Source organism: Glycomyces sp. NRRL B-16210 (genome assembly GCF_000719515.1).
Taxonomy (GTDB): Bacteria; Actinomycetota; Actinomycetes; order Mycobacteriales; family Micromonosporaceae; genus Glycomyces.
The window spans coordinates 35,904-51,185 of the sequence record NZ_JOGR01000002.1; the positions used below are offsets into that span (position 1 = coordinate 35,904).

12 protein-coding genes are annotated in these 15,282 nt (G+C 70.1%); 2 read left to right on the plus strand and 10 right to left on the minus strand.

Annotation, left to right across the window (positions count from 1 at the left end; genetic code table 11):
- Nucleotides 1-21: 21 nt before the first annotated feature.
- The 4 genes from IF12_RS0102990 to IF12_RS0103005 all read right to left on the minus strand — a co-directional run bounded on the left by IF12_RS0102990 (nucleotide 22) and on the right by IF12_RS0103005 (nucleotide 4,540).
- Entirely contained in the window at nucleotides 22-738 is a 717-nt protein-coding gene (locus tag IF12_RS0102990) for an ABC transporter ATP-binding protein (protein WP_030154386.1), read from the minus strand.
- Entirely contained in the window at nucleotides 728-2,419 is a 1,692-nt protein-coding gene (locus tag IF12_RS0102995) for an ATP-binding cassette domain-containing protein (protein WP_030154388.1), read from the minus strand. Before IF12_RS0102995 ends, IF12_RS0102990 begins: the two co-directional genes overlap by 11 nt.
- A complete protein-coding gene (locus IF12_RS0103000; RefSeq protein WP_030154390.1) occupies nucleotides 2,419-3,297 on the minus strand; it encodes a branched-chain amino acid ABC transporter permease in 879 nt (292 codons plus the stop codon). Before IF12_RS0103000 ends, IF12_RS0102995 begins: the two co-directional genes overlap by 1 nt.
- A gap of 64 nt (nucleotides 3,298-3,361) precedes the next feature.
- Nucleotides 3,362-4,540: an ABC transporter substrate-binding protein gene (locus IF12_RS0103005; protein ID WP_030154392.1), complete on the minus strand. Its 1,179-nt coding sequence runs from the start codon at nucleotides 4,538-4,540 to the stop codon at nucleotides 3,362-3,364.
- 494 nt (nucleotides 4,541-5,034) lie between these two features.
- On the opposite strand from IF12_RS0103005, the gene miaB reads away from it, so the two are divergent.
- Nucleotides 5,035-6,540 carry a tRNA (N6-isopentenyl adenosine(37)-C2)-methylthiotransferase MiaB gene (gene miaB / locus IF12_RS0103010; protein ID WP_035748235.1) on the plus strand — a complete coding sequence of 502 codons (1,506 nt, stop codon included), beginning with the start codon at nucleotides 5,035-5,037 and terminating at the stop codon, nucleotides 6,538-6,540.
- 40 nt (nucleotides 6,541-6,580) lie between these two features.
- Here miaB and IF12_RS23695 read toward each other — a convergent pair whose 3' ends face one another.
- From IF12_RS23695 to IF12_RS0103035, 5 genes are all read right to left on the minus strand, one after another.
- Entirely contained in the window at nucleotides 6,581-7,066 is a 486-nt protein-coding gene (locus IF12_RS23695) for a DUF1707 and DUF4190 domain-containing protein (RefSeq protein WP_081913078.1), read from the minus strand.
- 52 nt (nucleotides 7,067-7,118) lie between these two features.
- Nucleotides 7,119-8,966: an ABC transporter ATP-binding protein gene (locus IF12_RS0103020; RefSeq protein WP_030154397.1), complete on the minus strand. Its 1,848-nt coding sequence runs from the start codon at nucleotides 8,964-8,966 to the stop codon at nucleotides 7,119-7,121.
- Entirely contained in the window at nucleotides 8,963-10,630 is a 1,668-nt protein-coding gene (locus tag IF12_RS0103025) for an ABC transporter ATP-binding protein (protein WP_081913158.1), read from the minus strand. The genes IF12_RS0103020 and IF12_RS0103025 overlap by 4 nt, the downstream gene beginning before the upstream one ends.
- A 310-nt stretch (nucleotides 10,631-10,940) precedes the next feature.
- On the minus strand, nucleotides 10,941-11,675 hold the full coding sequence (locus IF12_RS0103030; protein WP_051703898.1) for a tyrosine-protein phosphatase: 735 nt from the start codon (nucleotides 11,673-11,675) through the stop codon (nucleotides 10,941-10,943).
- Nucleotides 11,676-11,856: 181 nt separating this feature from the next.
- Entirely contained in the window at nucleotides 11,857-13,074 is a 1,218-nt protein-coding gene (locus tag IF12_RS0103035; RefSeq protein WP_030154408.1) for a DUF349 domain-containing protein, read from the minus strand.
- A gap of 164 nt (nucleotides 13,075-13,238) precedes the next feature.
- Here IF12_RS0103035 and miaA point away from each other — a divergent pair, with 164 nt between their 5' ends.
- The gene (gene miaA, locus IF12_RS22580) at nucleotides 13,239-14,195 is read left to right on the plus strand and encodes a tRNA (adenosine(37)-N6)-dimethylallyltransferase MiaA (RefSeq protein ID WP_051703899.1); all 957 of its coding nucleotides are present in this window, start codon (nucleotides 13,239-13,241) and stop codon (nucleotides 14,193-14,195) included.
- On the opposite strand, the gene IF12_RS0103045 is transcribed toward miaA, so the two are convergent.
- Complete coding sequence (locus IF12_RS0103045; RefSeq protein WP_030154410.1) at nucleotides 14,192-15,187, minus strand: aldo/keto reductase family protein; 996 nt, start codon at nucleotides 15,185-15,187, stop codon at nucleotides 14,192-14,194. The genes miaA and IF12_RS0103045 overlap by 4 nt on opposite strands.
- Nucleotides 15,188-15,282 lie beyond the last annotated feature (95 nt).

Sequence of the window (15,282 nt, forward strand, 5' to 3'; positions counted from 1 at the left end):
TTCCTCCGCCTGGCGCGAGAACTACTCGACGCCTAGATAGGCTTTTACGACCTTGGGGTCTTGCAGCAGTTCGGAGGCGGGGCCGCTGTGCGCGATCTCCCCGGTCTCCAGGACGTGGCCGGTGTCGGCGGTGCGCAGGGCCCGGCGGGCGTTCTGCTCGACCAGCACGACGGTCACGTCCGAGGCGCGGATCTCCTCGATCACCTTGAAGACCTCGTCGACCATCTTGGGGGCCAGGCCCATCGAGGGCTCGTCCATGAGGACGACCCTCGGCCTGGAGATCATGGCGCGGGCGATCGCCAGCATCTGCTGCTCGCCGCCCGAGAGCGAGCCCGCGGGCAGGGCGCGCCGTTCGGCGAGCACGGGGAACAGCTCGTACATCTCGGATTCGGGGGCCGCCTGGGCGCGGCGCCGGTGGGCGCCCAGGCGCAGGTTCTCGGCGACGGTGAGGGTGCCGAGGATCTGGCGTCCCTCGGGGACGAGGACGAGTCCGGCGGCGACGCGCCGGTGGGCGGGCCAGCGGGTGATGTCGCGCCCGTCGAGGCGGACGGTGCCCTTGCCGGGGCGGGTGAGGCCCGAGACGGCCGCGAGGACCGAGCTCTTGCCGGCGCCGTTGGCGCCGACGAGGGCGACCATGCCGCCGGCGGGGACGGAGAAGGAGACGTCGCGGACGGCGTTGACGCGCCCGTACGAGACGCTCAGCGACTCGACCGACAGGATCGGGTCTTCATCGGACATGCTCGCTCTCCTCCTCTTCCGCGCCGAGGTAGGCCTCGACGACCTTGGGGTCGGCGGCGACCCGGTGGGGTTCGCCGCTGGCGATGACCTCGCCGAAGTTGAGCACCACGAGCCGGGTGCAGGTGTCGAGGACCATCTTGACGTTGTGCTCGATGAAGAGCACGGTGATGCCGTCCTCGGCGAGGCCGCGGATGAGCGCGGCGAGTTCGCCGGCCTCGACGTGGTTCATGCCCGCGGCGGGCTCGTCGAGGATGAGCAGCGTCGGGTGGGCCGCGAGGGCGCGGGCGATCTCGAGGCGGCGCTGGTCGCCGTAGGAGAGGGCGCTGGGGCGCAGGTGGGCGCGTTCGGCGAGGCCGACGCGCCGCAGCTGGGCCCAGGCGAGGGCGCGGGCGCGGCGCTCGTCGCGGCGGGCCGAGGGCATCCAGAAGAGTCGGCGCAGGTAGGTCGAGCGGCTGATGGCGTGGGTGCCGACCAGGACGTTGTCGAGGGCGGTGAGCCGGTCGAACAGCTTGGAGTGCTGGAAGGTGCGGCTCAGGCCCGCCTGCGCGAAGCGGTGGGCGCCGCCGGGCGATCCGAGTGCGACGCCGAGGATCTCGCCTTCGCCGGCGGTCGGCGTCTCGAGGCCGGAGATCATGTTGACGAGGGTGGTCTTGCCGGCGCCGTTGGGGCCGATGACGCCGAGGACCTCGCCCGAGCGGATCTCCAGGTCGACTTCGCGGACGGCCTGGACGGCCCCGTAGGACTTGCCGAGGCCGCGGACGCGGGCGATGGGGGTGCCCCTGTCGGGCAGGGGCGGGAGGCCGTCGAGCGCGCCGAGGTCGGGGTCGGGCGCTGCGGGGACGCGGCGCATCCTGGCGAACAGGGTGGAGAGCCCGCCGGGGAGGAACAGGATGACGGCGAGCAGGAGGAGCCCGGTGATGAACGGGTGGATCCATCCGGCCTCGACGCCGAGGGCCTTCTGGATCTCGGGCACGGCGGTGAGGAAGCCGGCGCCGAGGACGGGTCCGAAGAAGACGAGGTAGCCGCCGAGGACGGCGGTGACGAGGCCGCCGAGGGTGAGGCTGAAGTCGAAGGTGGTGGGGGTGATGCGCCCGAAGAAGTACAGGAACATGACGCCGTAGACCCCGGCGATGGCGCCGGAGGCGACGAAGGAGGTCATGCGGGTGCGGACCACGTCGACGCCCATGGAGCCGGCGGCGAGCTCGTCCTCGCGGACGGCGGCGAAGGCGCGGCCGATGCGGGAGGGCCCGAGCCGCCAGAACAGGTAGGCGAGGACTGCCACGACGATCCAGGCGAGGTCGACGGTGACCCATTTCTCGACGCGCAGGCCGATGGCCCCGCCGGTCCATTCGGCGTTGTTCATGAACACCCGGACCATCTCGCCGAAGGCGATGGTGCCGATGGCGAGGAAGACCCCTCGCAGGCGCAGGACCGGCAGGCCGACCAGGAAGGCGGCCCCGGCGCCGACCGCGGCGCCGACGGGGATGCCGATGAGGACCGGCGAGAGCGAGCCGAACAGCGGCTCGGCGGGGACCACGAGCGAGGAGATGTAGGCGCCCAGCGAGGCGAACCCGGCCTGGCCCAGGTTGAGCTGGCCGGCCATGAGGACCACGTGGAACGAGTAGGCCAGGATGACCGCGAGGGCGATGTTGGTGATGAGGGTGTCGTATCCGGCGAGCATCAGACCTCCCTGACCTTGAGGTGGCCGAACAGTCCCCGGGGGCGCAGGACGAGCACCGCGAACAGCAGCGCGAAGGCGACCAGGCCCTTCCAGGTGGAGTCGAAGTAGTGGATGGTGAGGGCTTCGGCGAGGCCGAGGATGACCCCGGCCGCCATGGCGCCCCAGAGCGATCCGAGGCCGCCGAGGATGATCACGGCGAAGCCGACGAGTTCGACCGAGGCGCCGAGGCTGCGCTCGGTCTGGCCGAGGTTGAGCGCCAGGAGCGCCCCGGCGACGGTCCCGAGCCCTGAGGACAGGGCGTAGGTCCCGGCGGTGATGCGGTCGACGTTGACGCCGACGACCCTCGCGGCCGTGGGGTTCTCGGCGACGGCCCGCATGGCCCGTCCCAGCGAGGACGCTGAGACGAGCCATGCGAGTCCGAGCATGAGCGCCAGGGCCAGGCCCAGGGTCACCAGTTGCGTGAGGGTCACGCGGATGCCGGCGAACTGGAACAGCTGGTTCGGGAAGTACTCCCGCGGGAAGCTCTTCGGTTCGGTGCCGTAGCGCGCCTGGATGAGCGCGATGAGGACGCCGCCGAAGGCCACTGAGGAGATCAGGCCCGCGAAGTGCTCGTCGTCCCGGCCGGCGAGGGGCCGGAACGCGGTGCGTTCGAGCAGGAGCCCGGCGAGCGCGCCGATCGCGGCCACGATCGGGAACAGGATCCAGATCGGGATGCCCGTCCGCGTCGCGATCTCGATGCCGACGAAGGCGCCGGCGGTGAAGATCGCGGCGTGGGCGAGGTTCAGGTGCCGGAGGATTCCGAACACGAGGGTGAATCCGATCGCGAAGAGCGCGTAGATCGAGCCGGCGAAGACACCGTTGGCCAGTTGTTGCAGCATCTCTGGTTTTCCCTGGGCTGAGGAGGTTGACGCGAGGTTCACCGGCGGGGCCGGTGCTCGGGGTCTACAGCAGCGTGAACGCGCCGTTCTCGACGATCTGGACGAAGGGCTCCTGGGTGACCTCGCCGCTCTCGTCGATCGAGATCGGGCCGAGGATCGAGTCGAACTCCAGGATCTGGCCGAGGTTGTCCTTGATCGCCTCGCGGTTGGCGTCGCAGTCGGAGCGGACGGCCTGGTCGATCAGGAAGCCGGCGGTGTAGGCCTGCGCGGCGAACTGGTCGGGGGCGCGCTCGTAGGCCTCGTTGTAGGCGGCGATGAACTCGGCGTTGCCGGTGGTCTCGGCCGCCGCGCTCCAGGCGCCGCCGACGATGAGGCCTTCGGAGGCGTCTTCGAGGGCGCCGACGAGGACGGGGGAGTTGAAGGCGTTGCCGCCGACGATCGGGGCTTCGACGCCGAGGTCGCGGGCCTGCTTGACCAGCGGGACGGTCGCGCCGGGGAGCGCGGAGAGGATGACCGCGTCGACCTCGGTGCCCAGGACCTTGTTGAGCTGGGCCGAGAAGTCGGTGTCGGTGGTCTCGAAGCTCTCTTCGACGACGATCTCGATGCCCTCGTCGTTGAGGACGTCGGTGATGGTGTTGAAGGCCGAGGCGGTGAACTCGTCGGCGCTGTCGTAGAGGACGGCGACCTTCTCCAGGCCCAGGGCCTCCTTGGCGGCCGGGATGCTGGCGGCCAGGGCGACCTCTTCGGGGACCGAGGCGCGGAAGATGTAGTCGCCGATCTCGGGGATGCCCTCGGCGGTGGTGGAGACGCCGAGCGCGGGGACGCCGGCGCTCTGGGCGTCGGTGTAGGTCGTGAACGCCATGCCCGAGAGGGTGGGGCCGACGATGACGCTGACCTCGTCGCGGTCGATGAGCTTCTCGAAGGCGGCGACGCTGTCCTCGACGGTGGTCTTGTCGTCCTCGACGATGAGCTCGTACTGGACGCCGCCGACGGCGTTGAGCTGCTCGATGGCCAGCGTGAGGCCCTCTTGCTGGTAGAGGCCCGCGAACGCGGCGCCCTCGGTGAGGCTGAAGACGGCCCCGATCTTGACGGTCTCGTCGATGACGCAGTCCGCGCCGGTGCCGGAACCGGAGAGCGCGGAGTCGGTCGTGTTGCTGGAGGGTTCCTCGGAGACACATGCCGCTGAAGCGAGGAGTGCGGCGGCCGCTATGACGGCTGCACCGGAGGAGGTCTTGAGACGCATATTCTTCCCTGAGTGAAGTGCGGGTGGGGCAACGATGGGCGTGTCGCTGCACCGTTGCGGACCCAGCGACACGAGGGCCACCTTATAAGGACGTTCAGGACGGCACAAGCCTAAAGGCAAATTAGTTTCAAAGGCGGGGTCGCAACTCCAAAGACGTTGAATGTTAACGCTTCTCATTCACTGAATCATCGGATACGGAACGCTGCCCAACTGATCACATTGGGCGGTCGAAGCGTTTCGCGGACGCGAACGGGCCGTGTCCGGACCGCTCTCTGTGGATGAACGCGCAGGTCCGGTCCTATGCGGAACCGCTCGGCGGTCTCCGAAGCGGCGACAGAGCGCTACCGCCCGGTACGGCCCGGCACCGGCTTGCTCCGAGGTGGGATTTTCGTCACTTTTTGTATCTACAGGATGCAGACGCGCTCCGCAGCGGCCCGGGGCCGGTGCACTTCCCGGCCCCGAGCTGTGATCGGCCTCGCGTCTATCCTGGGGGTGTGGCTCAGCAAGCAGTGAAGACGTACCAGGTCAAGACCTACGGCTGTCAGATGAACGTGCACGACTCCGAGCGGATCGGCGGGCTGCTCGAAGCGGCCGGCTACGTCCCCGCGGAGGGCGGGGCCGACCCGGACCTGGTCGTGTTCAACACCTGCGCGGTGCGCGAGAACGCCGATAACAAGCTGTACGGCAACCTCGGCCACCTCGCCCCCGCGAAGGCCGCGAACCCCGACATGCAGATCGCCGTGGGCGGCTGCCTGGCGCAGAAGGACCGCGGCGAGATCGTCAGGCGCGCCCCCTGGGTCGACGCGGTCTTCGGCACCCACAACATCGGCTCGCTCCCGGCCCTGCTCGACCGGGCCCGCCACAACCGGGCCGCCGAGGTCGAGATCCTCGAATCGCTGGAGACCTTCCCCTCGGCGCTGCCGACCAGGCGCGACTCGACCTACTCGGGCTGGGTCTCGATCTCGGTCGGGTGCAACAACACCTGCACCTTCTGCATCGTCCCCTCGCTGCGGGGCAAGGAGAAGGACCGCCGCCCCGGCGAGATCCTCGCCGAGGTCAGGGCGCTCGTGGCCGAGGGCGTCTCCGAGGTGACCCTGCTGGGCCAGAACGTCAACACCTACGGCGTGGAGTTCGGCGACAAGCTCGCCTTCGGGAAGCTCCTGCGCGCCTGCGGCTCGATCGAGGGCCTCGAGCGCGTGCGCTTCACCAGCCCGCACCCCAAGAACTTCACCGACGACGTCATCGCGGCGATGAGCGAGACGCCGAACGTCTGCCACTCGCTGCACATGCCGCTCCAGTCGGGCTCGGACCGCGTCCTCAAGGAGATGCGCCGCTCCTACCGCTCGGCCAAGTACCTGGAGATCCTCGACAAGGTCCGCGAGGCGATGCCGGACGCGGCCATCACCACCGACATCATCGTCGGCTTCCCCGGCGAGACCGAGGAGGACTTCCAGGCCACCCTCGACGTGGTCGAGCGGGCCCGCTTCTCCAGCGCGTTCACCTTCCAGTACTCGATCCGCCCCGGCACCCCCGCGGCGACGATGGAGGACCAGATCCCCAAGGCGGTCGTGCAGGAGCGCTACGAGCGCCTCGTCGCGCTCCAGGAGCGCGTCTCGTGGGAGGAGAACCGCGGGCTCGAAGGCACCGAGGTCGAAGTCCTCGTCACCGTCGGCGACGGCCGCAAGGACGCCGCGAACGGGCGCCTCTCGGGCCGGGCCCGCGACGGGCGCCTGGTGCACTTCTCGGTGACCCCCAGCGAGGGCGACCCGACCGGCAACGCCGAGGGCGTGCGCCCCGGCGACGTCGTGACCACCGCGATCACCTACGGCGCGCCGCACCACTTGGTCGCCGACGGCCCGGTGCTCACCCACCGCCGCACCAAGGCCGGCGACGCCTGGGCCGCAGGCAAGACCACCAAGCTCCCCGGCGTCAGCCTCGGGATGCCCACGATCGGCAAGAAGCCCGCCCCGAAGCAGGACGCCCCCGGCTGCGCCTGCTGACCGGGGTACCTCGGTCGTCCACTGCGGACACCGGGTCGCCTCACCACCAGAACGACAGGCCGAGGATGAAGAACAGGATCCACACCGGGACGCTCGCCGCGCCCAGGATCAGGCCCGCCAACGCGAACGAGCGCGTGTCCGCCTCGCCCTTGCGGTGCTTCTCGATGCCGATGAGCCCGAACACGACCGCCAGGATCGTGAACGGCATGAAGCTCACGAACGACATCACTCCCATGCCGAGCGCGATGTGCCCCATGAGGTTCCCCGAATCCTTCGCGTCCTTCTCGGGTTCGGCCGCGACCGCCGGCTCCGGGCCCGGCCGCGAGGGCACCGGCAGCCGCGCCGCCGGCAGGTCCTCGAGCAGCCGGTTCACCTCGTCGTACGTGTGCACCTCGTAGAGGGCGCGGGTCCGCTCGTCGAACTCGCCGAGGTCGAGGCGACCCTCGTCGAGCGCGTCGCGCAGCCGCGAGGCCGCCGCCTCGCGCTCGTCGTTGGAGATGCGCATCCGGCCTGGTTCGGGTTGCATGGCGCGTCCTTCGGCGGCAAGGGGTCTCGGGTGCCTCCAGCGTAGACCCGCCCTAGACCAGCGAGTCCTCCCACTGGCGGTGCAGGGTCGCGTACTCCCCGCCGTGGTCGATCAGGTCGTTCGGGTGCCCGTCCTCGATGATCCGGCCGTGCTCCAGCACCAGCACCCGGTCGGCGATCTCCACCGTCGAGAGCCGGTGGGCGATGATGATCGCCGTCCGGTCCGCCAGGATCGTCCGCAGCGCCCGCTGCACCAGCCGCTCCGAGGGGATGTCCAGCGACGAGGTCGCCTCGTCGAGGATCAGCACCTTCGGATCGGCCAGGAACGCCCGCGCGAACACCACCAGCTGCCGCTGCCCCGCCGAGAGCCGCCCGCCGCGCTTGCGCACGTGCGTGTCGTAGCCCTCCGGCAGCGCCTCGATGAACTCGTGCGCGCCGACCACCTTCGCGGCCTCCACCACCCGCTCCCGCGAGGCCCCGGGCCGGCCCAGCTCGATGTTCTCCGCGATCGTGCCGTTGAACAGGAAGTTCTCCTGTGTGATCATCACGACCCCCGACCGCAGGTCCGCCTCGCTCAACTCCCGCAGGTCCACCCCGTCGAGCCGGAGCGCGCCCGCCTTCGGGTCGTAGAACCGGCTCACCAGCTTCGCGATCGTGGTCTTGCCCGCACCGGTCGAACCCACCAGCGCGATCGTCTGCCCGCCCGGCACCAGCAGGTCCAGGCCCGGCAGCACCACCTGGTCCTCGCGGTACTGGAACCGCACCCCGTCGAAGTGCAGCTCCCCGCGCGGACGCTCGATCCTGCGCGGCGACTCGGGCTCGGCCACCTCGATCTCCTCGTCGAGCACCCCGGAGATCTTCTCCAGCGCCGAGGTCGCCGACTGGAGCACGTTGTAGAACTGCACCAGCTCGTTGAGCGGGTCGAAGAACCGCTTCATGTACAGCAGGAACGCCGCCAGCACGCCGAGCTCGGTGTTGCCCTGCATCACCTGCCAGCCGCCGAACAGCAGCACCACCACCGTCGCCAGGTGCCCGATACCGCGCATCCCGCCGGACATGAACGCGTTCTGCTGGTGGCCGGCCGCCTGCGCGAACCGGTTGTCGGTGTTCAACCCCGCGAACAGCTCCCGGTCGCGCTCCTCGCGCCGGTAGGCCTGCACCGCGCGGACCCCGCCCATCGACTCCACGAAGTAGACGATGAGCAGCGCCACCGTCTCCCGCGCCCGCCGGTAGGCCAGCGTGGAGACCCGGTTGAACCACCGGCCCAGCAGCAGCATCAGCGGGAACGTCAGCAGCGACACGGCCGCCAGACGAGCGTCGATCACCAGCATGACCACGGTGATCGTCACGACGTTGAGCGCGGCCAGCACCAGGTCGTCCACGCCGTTCTCGGTCATCTCCCGGATGGCCTCCATGTCCGAGCTCTGCCGGGCCGTCACCCGCCCGGAGGTGAACCGCTCGTGGAAGGACACCGACAGCCGCTGGAACTTCTTGAACACCCGGTTGCGCAGGTTGAACAGCATCGCCGCGCTCACCTTCGCCGACTGCGCGATGTACAGCCGCACGCACAGGTACTCCAGGATCGCCACCAGCGCGAACGACACGCCGATCCACCCGATCACCGAGTAGTCCCCGCGCTCGCTGATCGCCGGGATGCCGTGGTCGATGCCGTACATGACCAGGATCGGCGTCGCCATCGTCACGAAGTTCTGCACCACGAGGATGCCCACGAGGAACCCGATCGCCCGCTTGTGCGGGCGCATCATCGAACCGAGCAGCCGCCGCGACTGCGTCCGCAGTTCCTTGATCGACTCGGCGTCGTCCAGCTCGGCGCTCGTCCGGTCCGCCTCCGCGGACTCGGCCCGGCCCCGCCACGACGCGTGCTTGTCGGTCGCCGTCACGCCGACACCTCCTCAGACGCGGCCGAGAGCACGTCCACGTACTCAGGGCTCGAAACCATCAACTCCGAGTGCTCGCCGACCGCCGCGATCCGCCCCTCGTGCAGCAGCGCCACCCGGTCGGCCAGCGCCACCGTCGAGGGCCGGTGCACCACGATCAACGCCGTGGTGTCCTTCAGGACGTGCTCCAGGGCCTTCTCCACCAGCTCCTCGGTGTGCACGTCCAGGGCCGAGAGCGGGTCGTCGAGCACGAGCACCGCCGGCTTGACGACCACGGCGCGGGCGAGCGCGAGGCGCTGGCGCTGGCCGCCGGACAGCGACAGCCCCTGCTCGCCGATGCGGGTGTCGAGCCCGTACGGCAGGTCGTGGACGAACTCGGCCTGGGCGACCCGCAGGGCCTCCAGCAGGTCGCGCTCGTCGGCGTCGGGGCGACCGAGCGCGAGGTTCTCGCGCACGCTCATCGAGAACAGCGTGGCCTCCTCGAACGCGGTGGTGACCACCGAGCGCAGGTTCGCCAGTTGCAGGTCGCGGATGTCGGTGCCGTCCAAGAGGATCCGGCCGCCGGTCGGGTCGTTCAGGCGCGAGGGCAGCGAGACGAGGGTGGTCTTGCCCGAGCCGGTGCGCCCCGCGATCGCGAGGGTCTCGCCCGGCCTGACCTGTAGGTCCACGCCGCGCAGGACTTCCCGGGAGTCGTCCTCGAAACCGAAGCGGACGCCTTCGAAGACCAGTTCGCCGCGCACCGAGGCGCGGTCGACCACCTTCGCGCCGGGACGGTCCTTGATGGCCGGCTCGGTGTCGAACACGTCGTACACGCGGTCGGCGGCGGTCATCGCCTCGTTGCCGTGCGCCATGACCCAGCCCGAGGCCTCGATCGGCCACAGCAGGGCCAGTTGCAGCATGATGAACGCGGTCAGGTTGCCGACCGAGAGGCTCCCGTTCGCGACCATCACCGAACCGGCCACGAGCACGACGCCGAGCGCGGCCGAGGCGATCGCGCCGAAGGCCGACCAGGAGCGGGAGGCGATGAGGCTCTTGCGGACGCCGCGGTCGCGCAGCTCGGCGGCCTCGGCCTCGAAGCGCGCGGCCATGAGCGGGCCGCGCCCGAGCGCCTTGATCGCGCGGATGCCGAGGGCCGCCTCCTCGGCGGCGCTGGCGACCTCGCCGGACTGGTCCTGCTCGGCGCGGGCGGCGGGCAGGTAGTTGCGGAAGAATCCGCGTCCGATGAGGAACAGCGGGATCGCCGAGGCGGCCACGACGAGCGCCAGCCGCCATTCGATGAACAGCAGCTGGCCCAGGATGATGGTGATCATGCCGGTGGAGCTGATCGCGAAGATCATGCCGCCGGCGAAGAAGCGGCGGATCATGCCGAGGTCGGCGGTGACGCGGGCGAGGAGCTGCCCGGTCTGCCAGCGGTCGTGGAAGCCGGTGTGGAGGCGCTGGAGGTGCTCGTAGAGGGCCGCGCGGATGTCGGCCTCGATGGCCATCGCGGTGGTCGTCTGCATGTAGCGCCGGGTCAGGTTGAGGAGCGCGTCGGCCGCGCCGAGCCCGGCGACGACGGCGGCGAAGACCGCCAGCCGGCGCATGTCGCCGTCGCTGATGGGCCCGTCGATCGCCGCGCCGACGACCGGCGGGATGGACAGCCCGGAGATGATGTTGAGCAGGACCATCGACCACAGCAGCGCCAACCGGTACCGGTAGGGGTGCAGGTACTTCTTGATCCGCCACAGGTTCGTCAGCGCCGACCGTCGTGGCGGGGGAGCATCCGTCTCTGACTGTTCTGGAGTTTTCAACCGCTCTGAGCCCACCGCACCAAGGTACGAGCGGGGTACGACATCCGGCAACCGAATTTCACCGGCCGGCCGGTAAGCAATTCCTACAAGATCGCAAGAAATCGCCGGACCCGTTGCGGCGCAACGAGTCCGGTGAACCGAAAATCGATGGAATTAAACGCCCGACCGTCTCAGATTGCGGGCCGGACTATTCGAGCAGATCCGACCGAAGCGCCTCGGCCCGGGCGAAACCGGTCGCGGCCACGTACGCGGCCATCGACCCGAAGCGGGTCTTCACCTCGTCGAGGGTCTCCAGCATCGCCTCGGCCGGCGTCGTCAGCCCGCTCTCGGACGCGGGCTTGCCGTAGCGCTCGTCCCGGAAGCGCCGCCACCGCGCGATACCCACGTTCGACAGCGCGTAGTCGGCCGCGATGTCCTCCTCGCCGACCCCCAGCACCGACAGGAGCGCGGCCGCCAGGATGCCGGTCCGGTCCTTCCCAGCCATGCAGTGGAACAGGACCGGCTCGCCCGAGGCGATCACCTCGAGCGAGTCGCGCACCGAGGCGTACCCCGATTCGAGCATCCCCGAATAGCGCTGGCGCAGGAACGGCACCACGTCCGCGCCCTCGGCGAACTCGCGGCCGAGGTGCTCCCACTTCAGGTGCAGCAGCTCGAAGTGGTGGAACTCGACGCCCTCGGTCTCGGGGAACCGCCCGGCGACCTCCCACTCCTCGGCGCGGCGCAGGTCGATGACGTGGCGGACGCCGAGGCGGTTGACCAGCAGGTCCAGGTCGGCCTCGGTGACCAGCCCGAGGTTGTCGGAGCGGAAGACCCGGCCCGGCCGCACCCGCTTGCCGCCGGCGGCCTCCCAGCCGCCGAGATCGCGGAGGTTGAAGATCGTGTCGGCGTCGATGAACTGCTGGGGGAGGGTCTCGAGGGTCATGCGGCTGCCTTCCTGTCGGGGTAGGTCGAAGCGGCTGGGGACGGCGAACGGCGCGGACCGCATCGGTCCACGCCGTCGTAGCCCCGTCCCATTATCCCGATCGCCCGGCGAACGTCCCAATGCGTTCCCGAGAACCCCGCGACAACAGGAGCTTTCGCCTATTCAGTCGGCCTCGGCCGCGCTACTGGGTCCCCTCGGCCAGCTTCAGGAACTGCTGCTTGCCCGCGAGGTCCGCCTCGGCCTTCTTGATCCGGCCCGGGTTCCCGTCGGCCTTCGCGCGCTCCAGCTTCTCCTCGGCCTCGGCGACCTGCTGGCGCATCTGGAGCAGCAGCGGGTTCTCCTCGACCGGGACCTTGCGCCACGCGGTGTCCAGCGCCTCGCGGAGCTTGTCCTCCACGTTGCGCAGACGCCGCTGGAGCTTCGCCTGGTTCTTGCGCGGGACCGCGCCGGCGTCGTGCCAACCGGCCTGGAGCTCCCGGAACGCCTGCTGCGCGGCCTTCGGGTCGGCCTCGATGTCGAGCGCCTCGGCCTGCTTGAGCAGCTCCTCCTTCGCGGCCTGGTTCGCCTCCAGCTCCGCGTCGCGGGCCGAGAACACCTCCGAGCGCGCGTTGAAGAACACGTCCTGCGCCGCCCGGAACCGCTTCCAGGCCTTCTGCTCGGCGTCCGGAGCCAGTCGCCCGGCTTCCTTCCACTCGTTCATCAGGCCCTTCAACCGGTCGGCCGTGGGGCCCCAGTCGGTCGAAGTCGACAGCTCCTCGGCCTGCGCGATCAGCTCTTCCTTCTTCTGCCCGATCACCTTGCGCTCGGCGTCGAGCTGCGAGAAGTAGGCGCCGCGGTGCCGGGTGAAGGTGTCGCGCGCGGCGGAGAACCGGCGCCACAGCTTCTGGTCGGTCTTGCGGTCGACCCCGTGGATCGACTTCCACTCCTCGATGATCTCGCTGAAGCGCTGACCCGAGGCCTTCCAGTGGCTGTCGCGGGCCGCGAGCTCCTCCGCCTCGGCCACGAGGGCCTCCTTGGCGGCGACGGCCTCGGCGCGCTCGGCGTCCTTGGCGGCCTTGAACTCGCCGAGCTTCTCCTCGGCGTGCTTGGACAGGCCGTCCAACCGGGTCGCGAGTCCGTCGACGTCACCGACCACGGCCGCGGTGTCCAGGCCGTCGCGGAGCTTGCGCAGCTGCGCGGCAGCCTGCTCCACGTCCGCCGACTCCGAGTTCAGGCGCGCGGCGATGAGATCGACTTCCACTACGAGGTCGGCGTACTTGCGCGCGAAGTGCGCGATGCCCTCCTCGGTGGAGCCGGCCTGCCAAGAGCCGACCGCGCGCTCGCCGGAGGAGGTCTTCACATAGACCGTGCCGTCGGCGTCGATGCGGCCGAAGCTGGTCCAGTCTCCGAGGTCACTCATCGCGGTAATCTCAAATCCTTCACACGAACTAAGGTACGTCTTTCCCGTACCTTACGGTGGTTGGCGGGTCGCCGCCAGCCGGGTGGGGCCGCCTGTACCGAGGGGGTCATTCAGTTGCGCCGTCCCAATCCACAGCTCGCGAGCTTCGCTGAGGCTGCCGACTTATGGCTGGCGATCTTCGCCGGGAGGCGGGAGGCGGCCTCCCCACCCTACAGCCGCCGGTGATCGCGGTCGTAGGGCCCACCGCGGCCGGGAAGACGGCGCTGTCGGTGGAACTGGCGCTGGCCCTCGACGGGGAAGTGGTCAACGCCGACTCGATGCAGTTGTACCGGGGGATGGACATCGGCACCGCCAAGATCACCGCCGAGGAGCGCCGCGGCGTCCCCCACCACGTGTTCGACGTCCTCGACGTCACCGAGCCCGCCGACGTGGCGAGCTACCAGCGCCTCGCCCGCGAGGCGATCGGGGACATCCGCTCCCGGGGCCGGCGCCCGATCCTCGTGGGCGGCTCCGGCCTCTACCTCCAGGCCGCCCTCGACGAGATGGCCTTCCCCGGCACCGATCCGCGGATCCGCGCCCGCCTCGAGACCGAACTCGAACGCCTCGGCCCGGCCGCGCTCTGGGAGCGGCTGCGGAGCCTCGACCCCGAGGCCGCCAAGGCGATCCTGCCCTCGAACGGGCGCCGAGTCGTGCGCGCCCTCGAAGTCGTGGAGCTGACCGGCTCCTTCACCGCGAGCCTGCCTGAGCCCAAGGCCCACCTCGAAGCGATCCGCATCGGGGTCGACCTCGACACCGCCGCCCTCGACGAGCGGATCGAGCGGCGCGTGCGGATCATGTGGGACGCGGGGTTGTTGGACGAGGTCCGCGCCCTTGAAGCCCAGGGCCTGCGCGAGGGCCGCACCGCGTGGCGGGCGCTGGGATACCGGCAGGTCCTCGACCATTTCGCGGGGGAGTACGACGAGGAGGAGGCCTTCCGGCTCACCGTCCAGGGCACCCGCCGCTTCGTGCGCCGCCAGCGCTCCTGGTTCAAAAGGGACGGCCGCATCGAGTGGTTCGATGCGGCCGATCCTCAGTTGTTCCAGCGGGCCCTCGCCCTGGCGGGTGGCCCGGGTTCGCCCTAAGCGCGCGGCTTGGGGCTGGCGGTCTCGCCCGGGTCGGTCACGGCGACCGGCGCGAGCACCTCGTCGATCTTGGCGAGCACGTCGGCGTCGAGCACCACGCCCACGGCCTTGACGTTCTCCTTGACCTGCTCGGGGCGGGTCGCGCCGATGAGCGCGGCCGACACGTTCGGGTTCTGGAGCACCCACGCGAGGCTGAGCTGCGCGATCGACAGGCCCAGGGCCTCGGCGATCGGGCCGAGCTGCTGCACCCGCTCCAGCACGTCGTCCTGGAGCCACTTCTCGACGAAGCGTCCGAACCTGGGGTCGGCGCCGCGCGAGCCGGCCGGGGCGTCCTGGCCGGGCTTGTACTTGCCGGTGAGCACGCCGCCGGCGAGCGGGGACCACACGATCTGGCCGATGCCGAGGTCCTCGGAGGCCGGGACGACCTCGCCCTCGATGATCCGCCACAGCGCCGAGTACTGCGGCTGCGAGGACACGAGCTGGATCTTCAGGTCCTGGGCCAGGGCGTGGCCGCGGCGGATCTGGTCGGCGGTCCACTCGGAGACGCCGATGTAGTGGGCCTTGCCGGAGTGGACCACGTCGGCGAAGGCCTGGAAGGTCTCCTCCAGCGGGGTCTCGTAGTCGAAGCGGTGCGCCTGGTACAGCTCGACCCGGTCGGTCTGGAGGCGGCGCAGGGAGTTGTTGATCGACTCCTTGATGTGCTTGGCCGACAGGCCCCGGTCGTTCTTGCCCTCGCCCATCGGCCAGTAGACCTTGGTGAAGATCTCCAGGCCGTCGCGGCGCTCGTTCTTGAGCGCCCGGCCGAGGACCTCCTCGGCCGCGCCCTGCGCGTACACGTCGGCGGTGTCGAAGGTGGTGATGCCTTCGTCGAGGGCGGCCCGGACGCACGCGACCGCGGCCTCCTCCTCCACCTGCCCGCCGTGGGTGATCCAGTTGCCGTAAGTCAGTTCGGAAATAACGAGGCCAGAGCGGCCGAGATGACGAAACTCCATGGCTGAGAGCCTACCTGCCGAGCGGCTAGCGTCAACGAAACCAACATCACAGATCGGCCGCGCGCGTCGATTGCCCTCGGACGCGGGCTATCGGA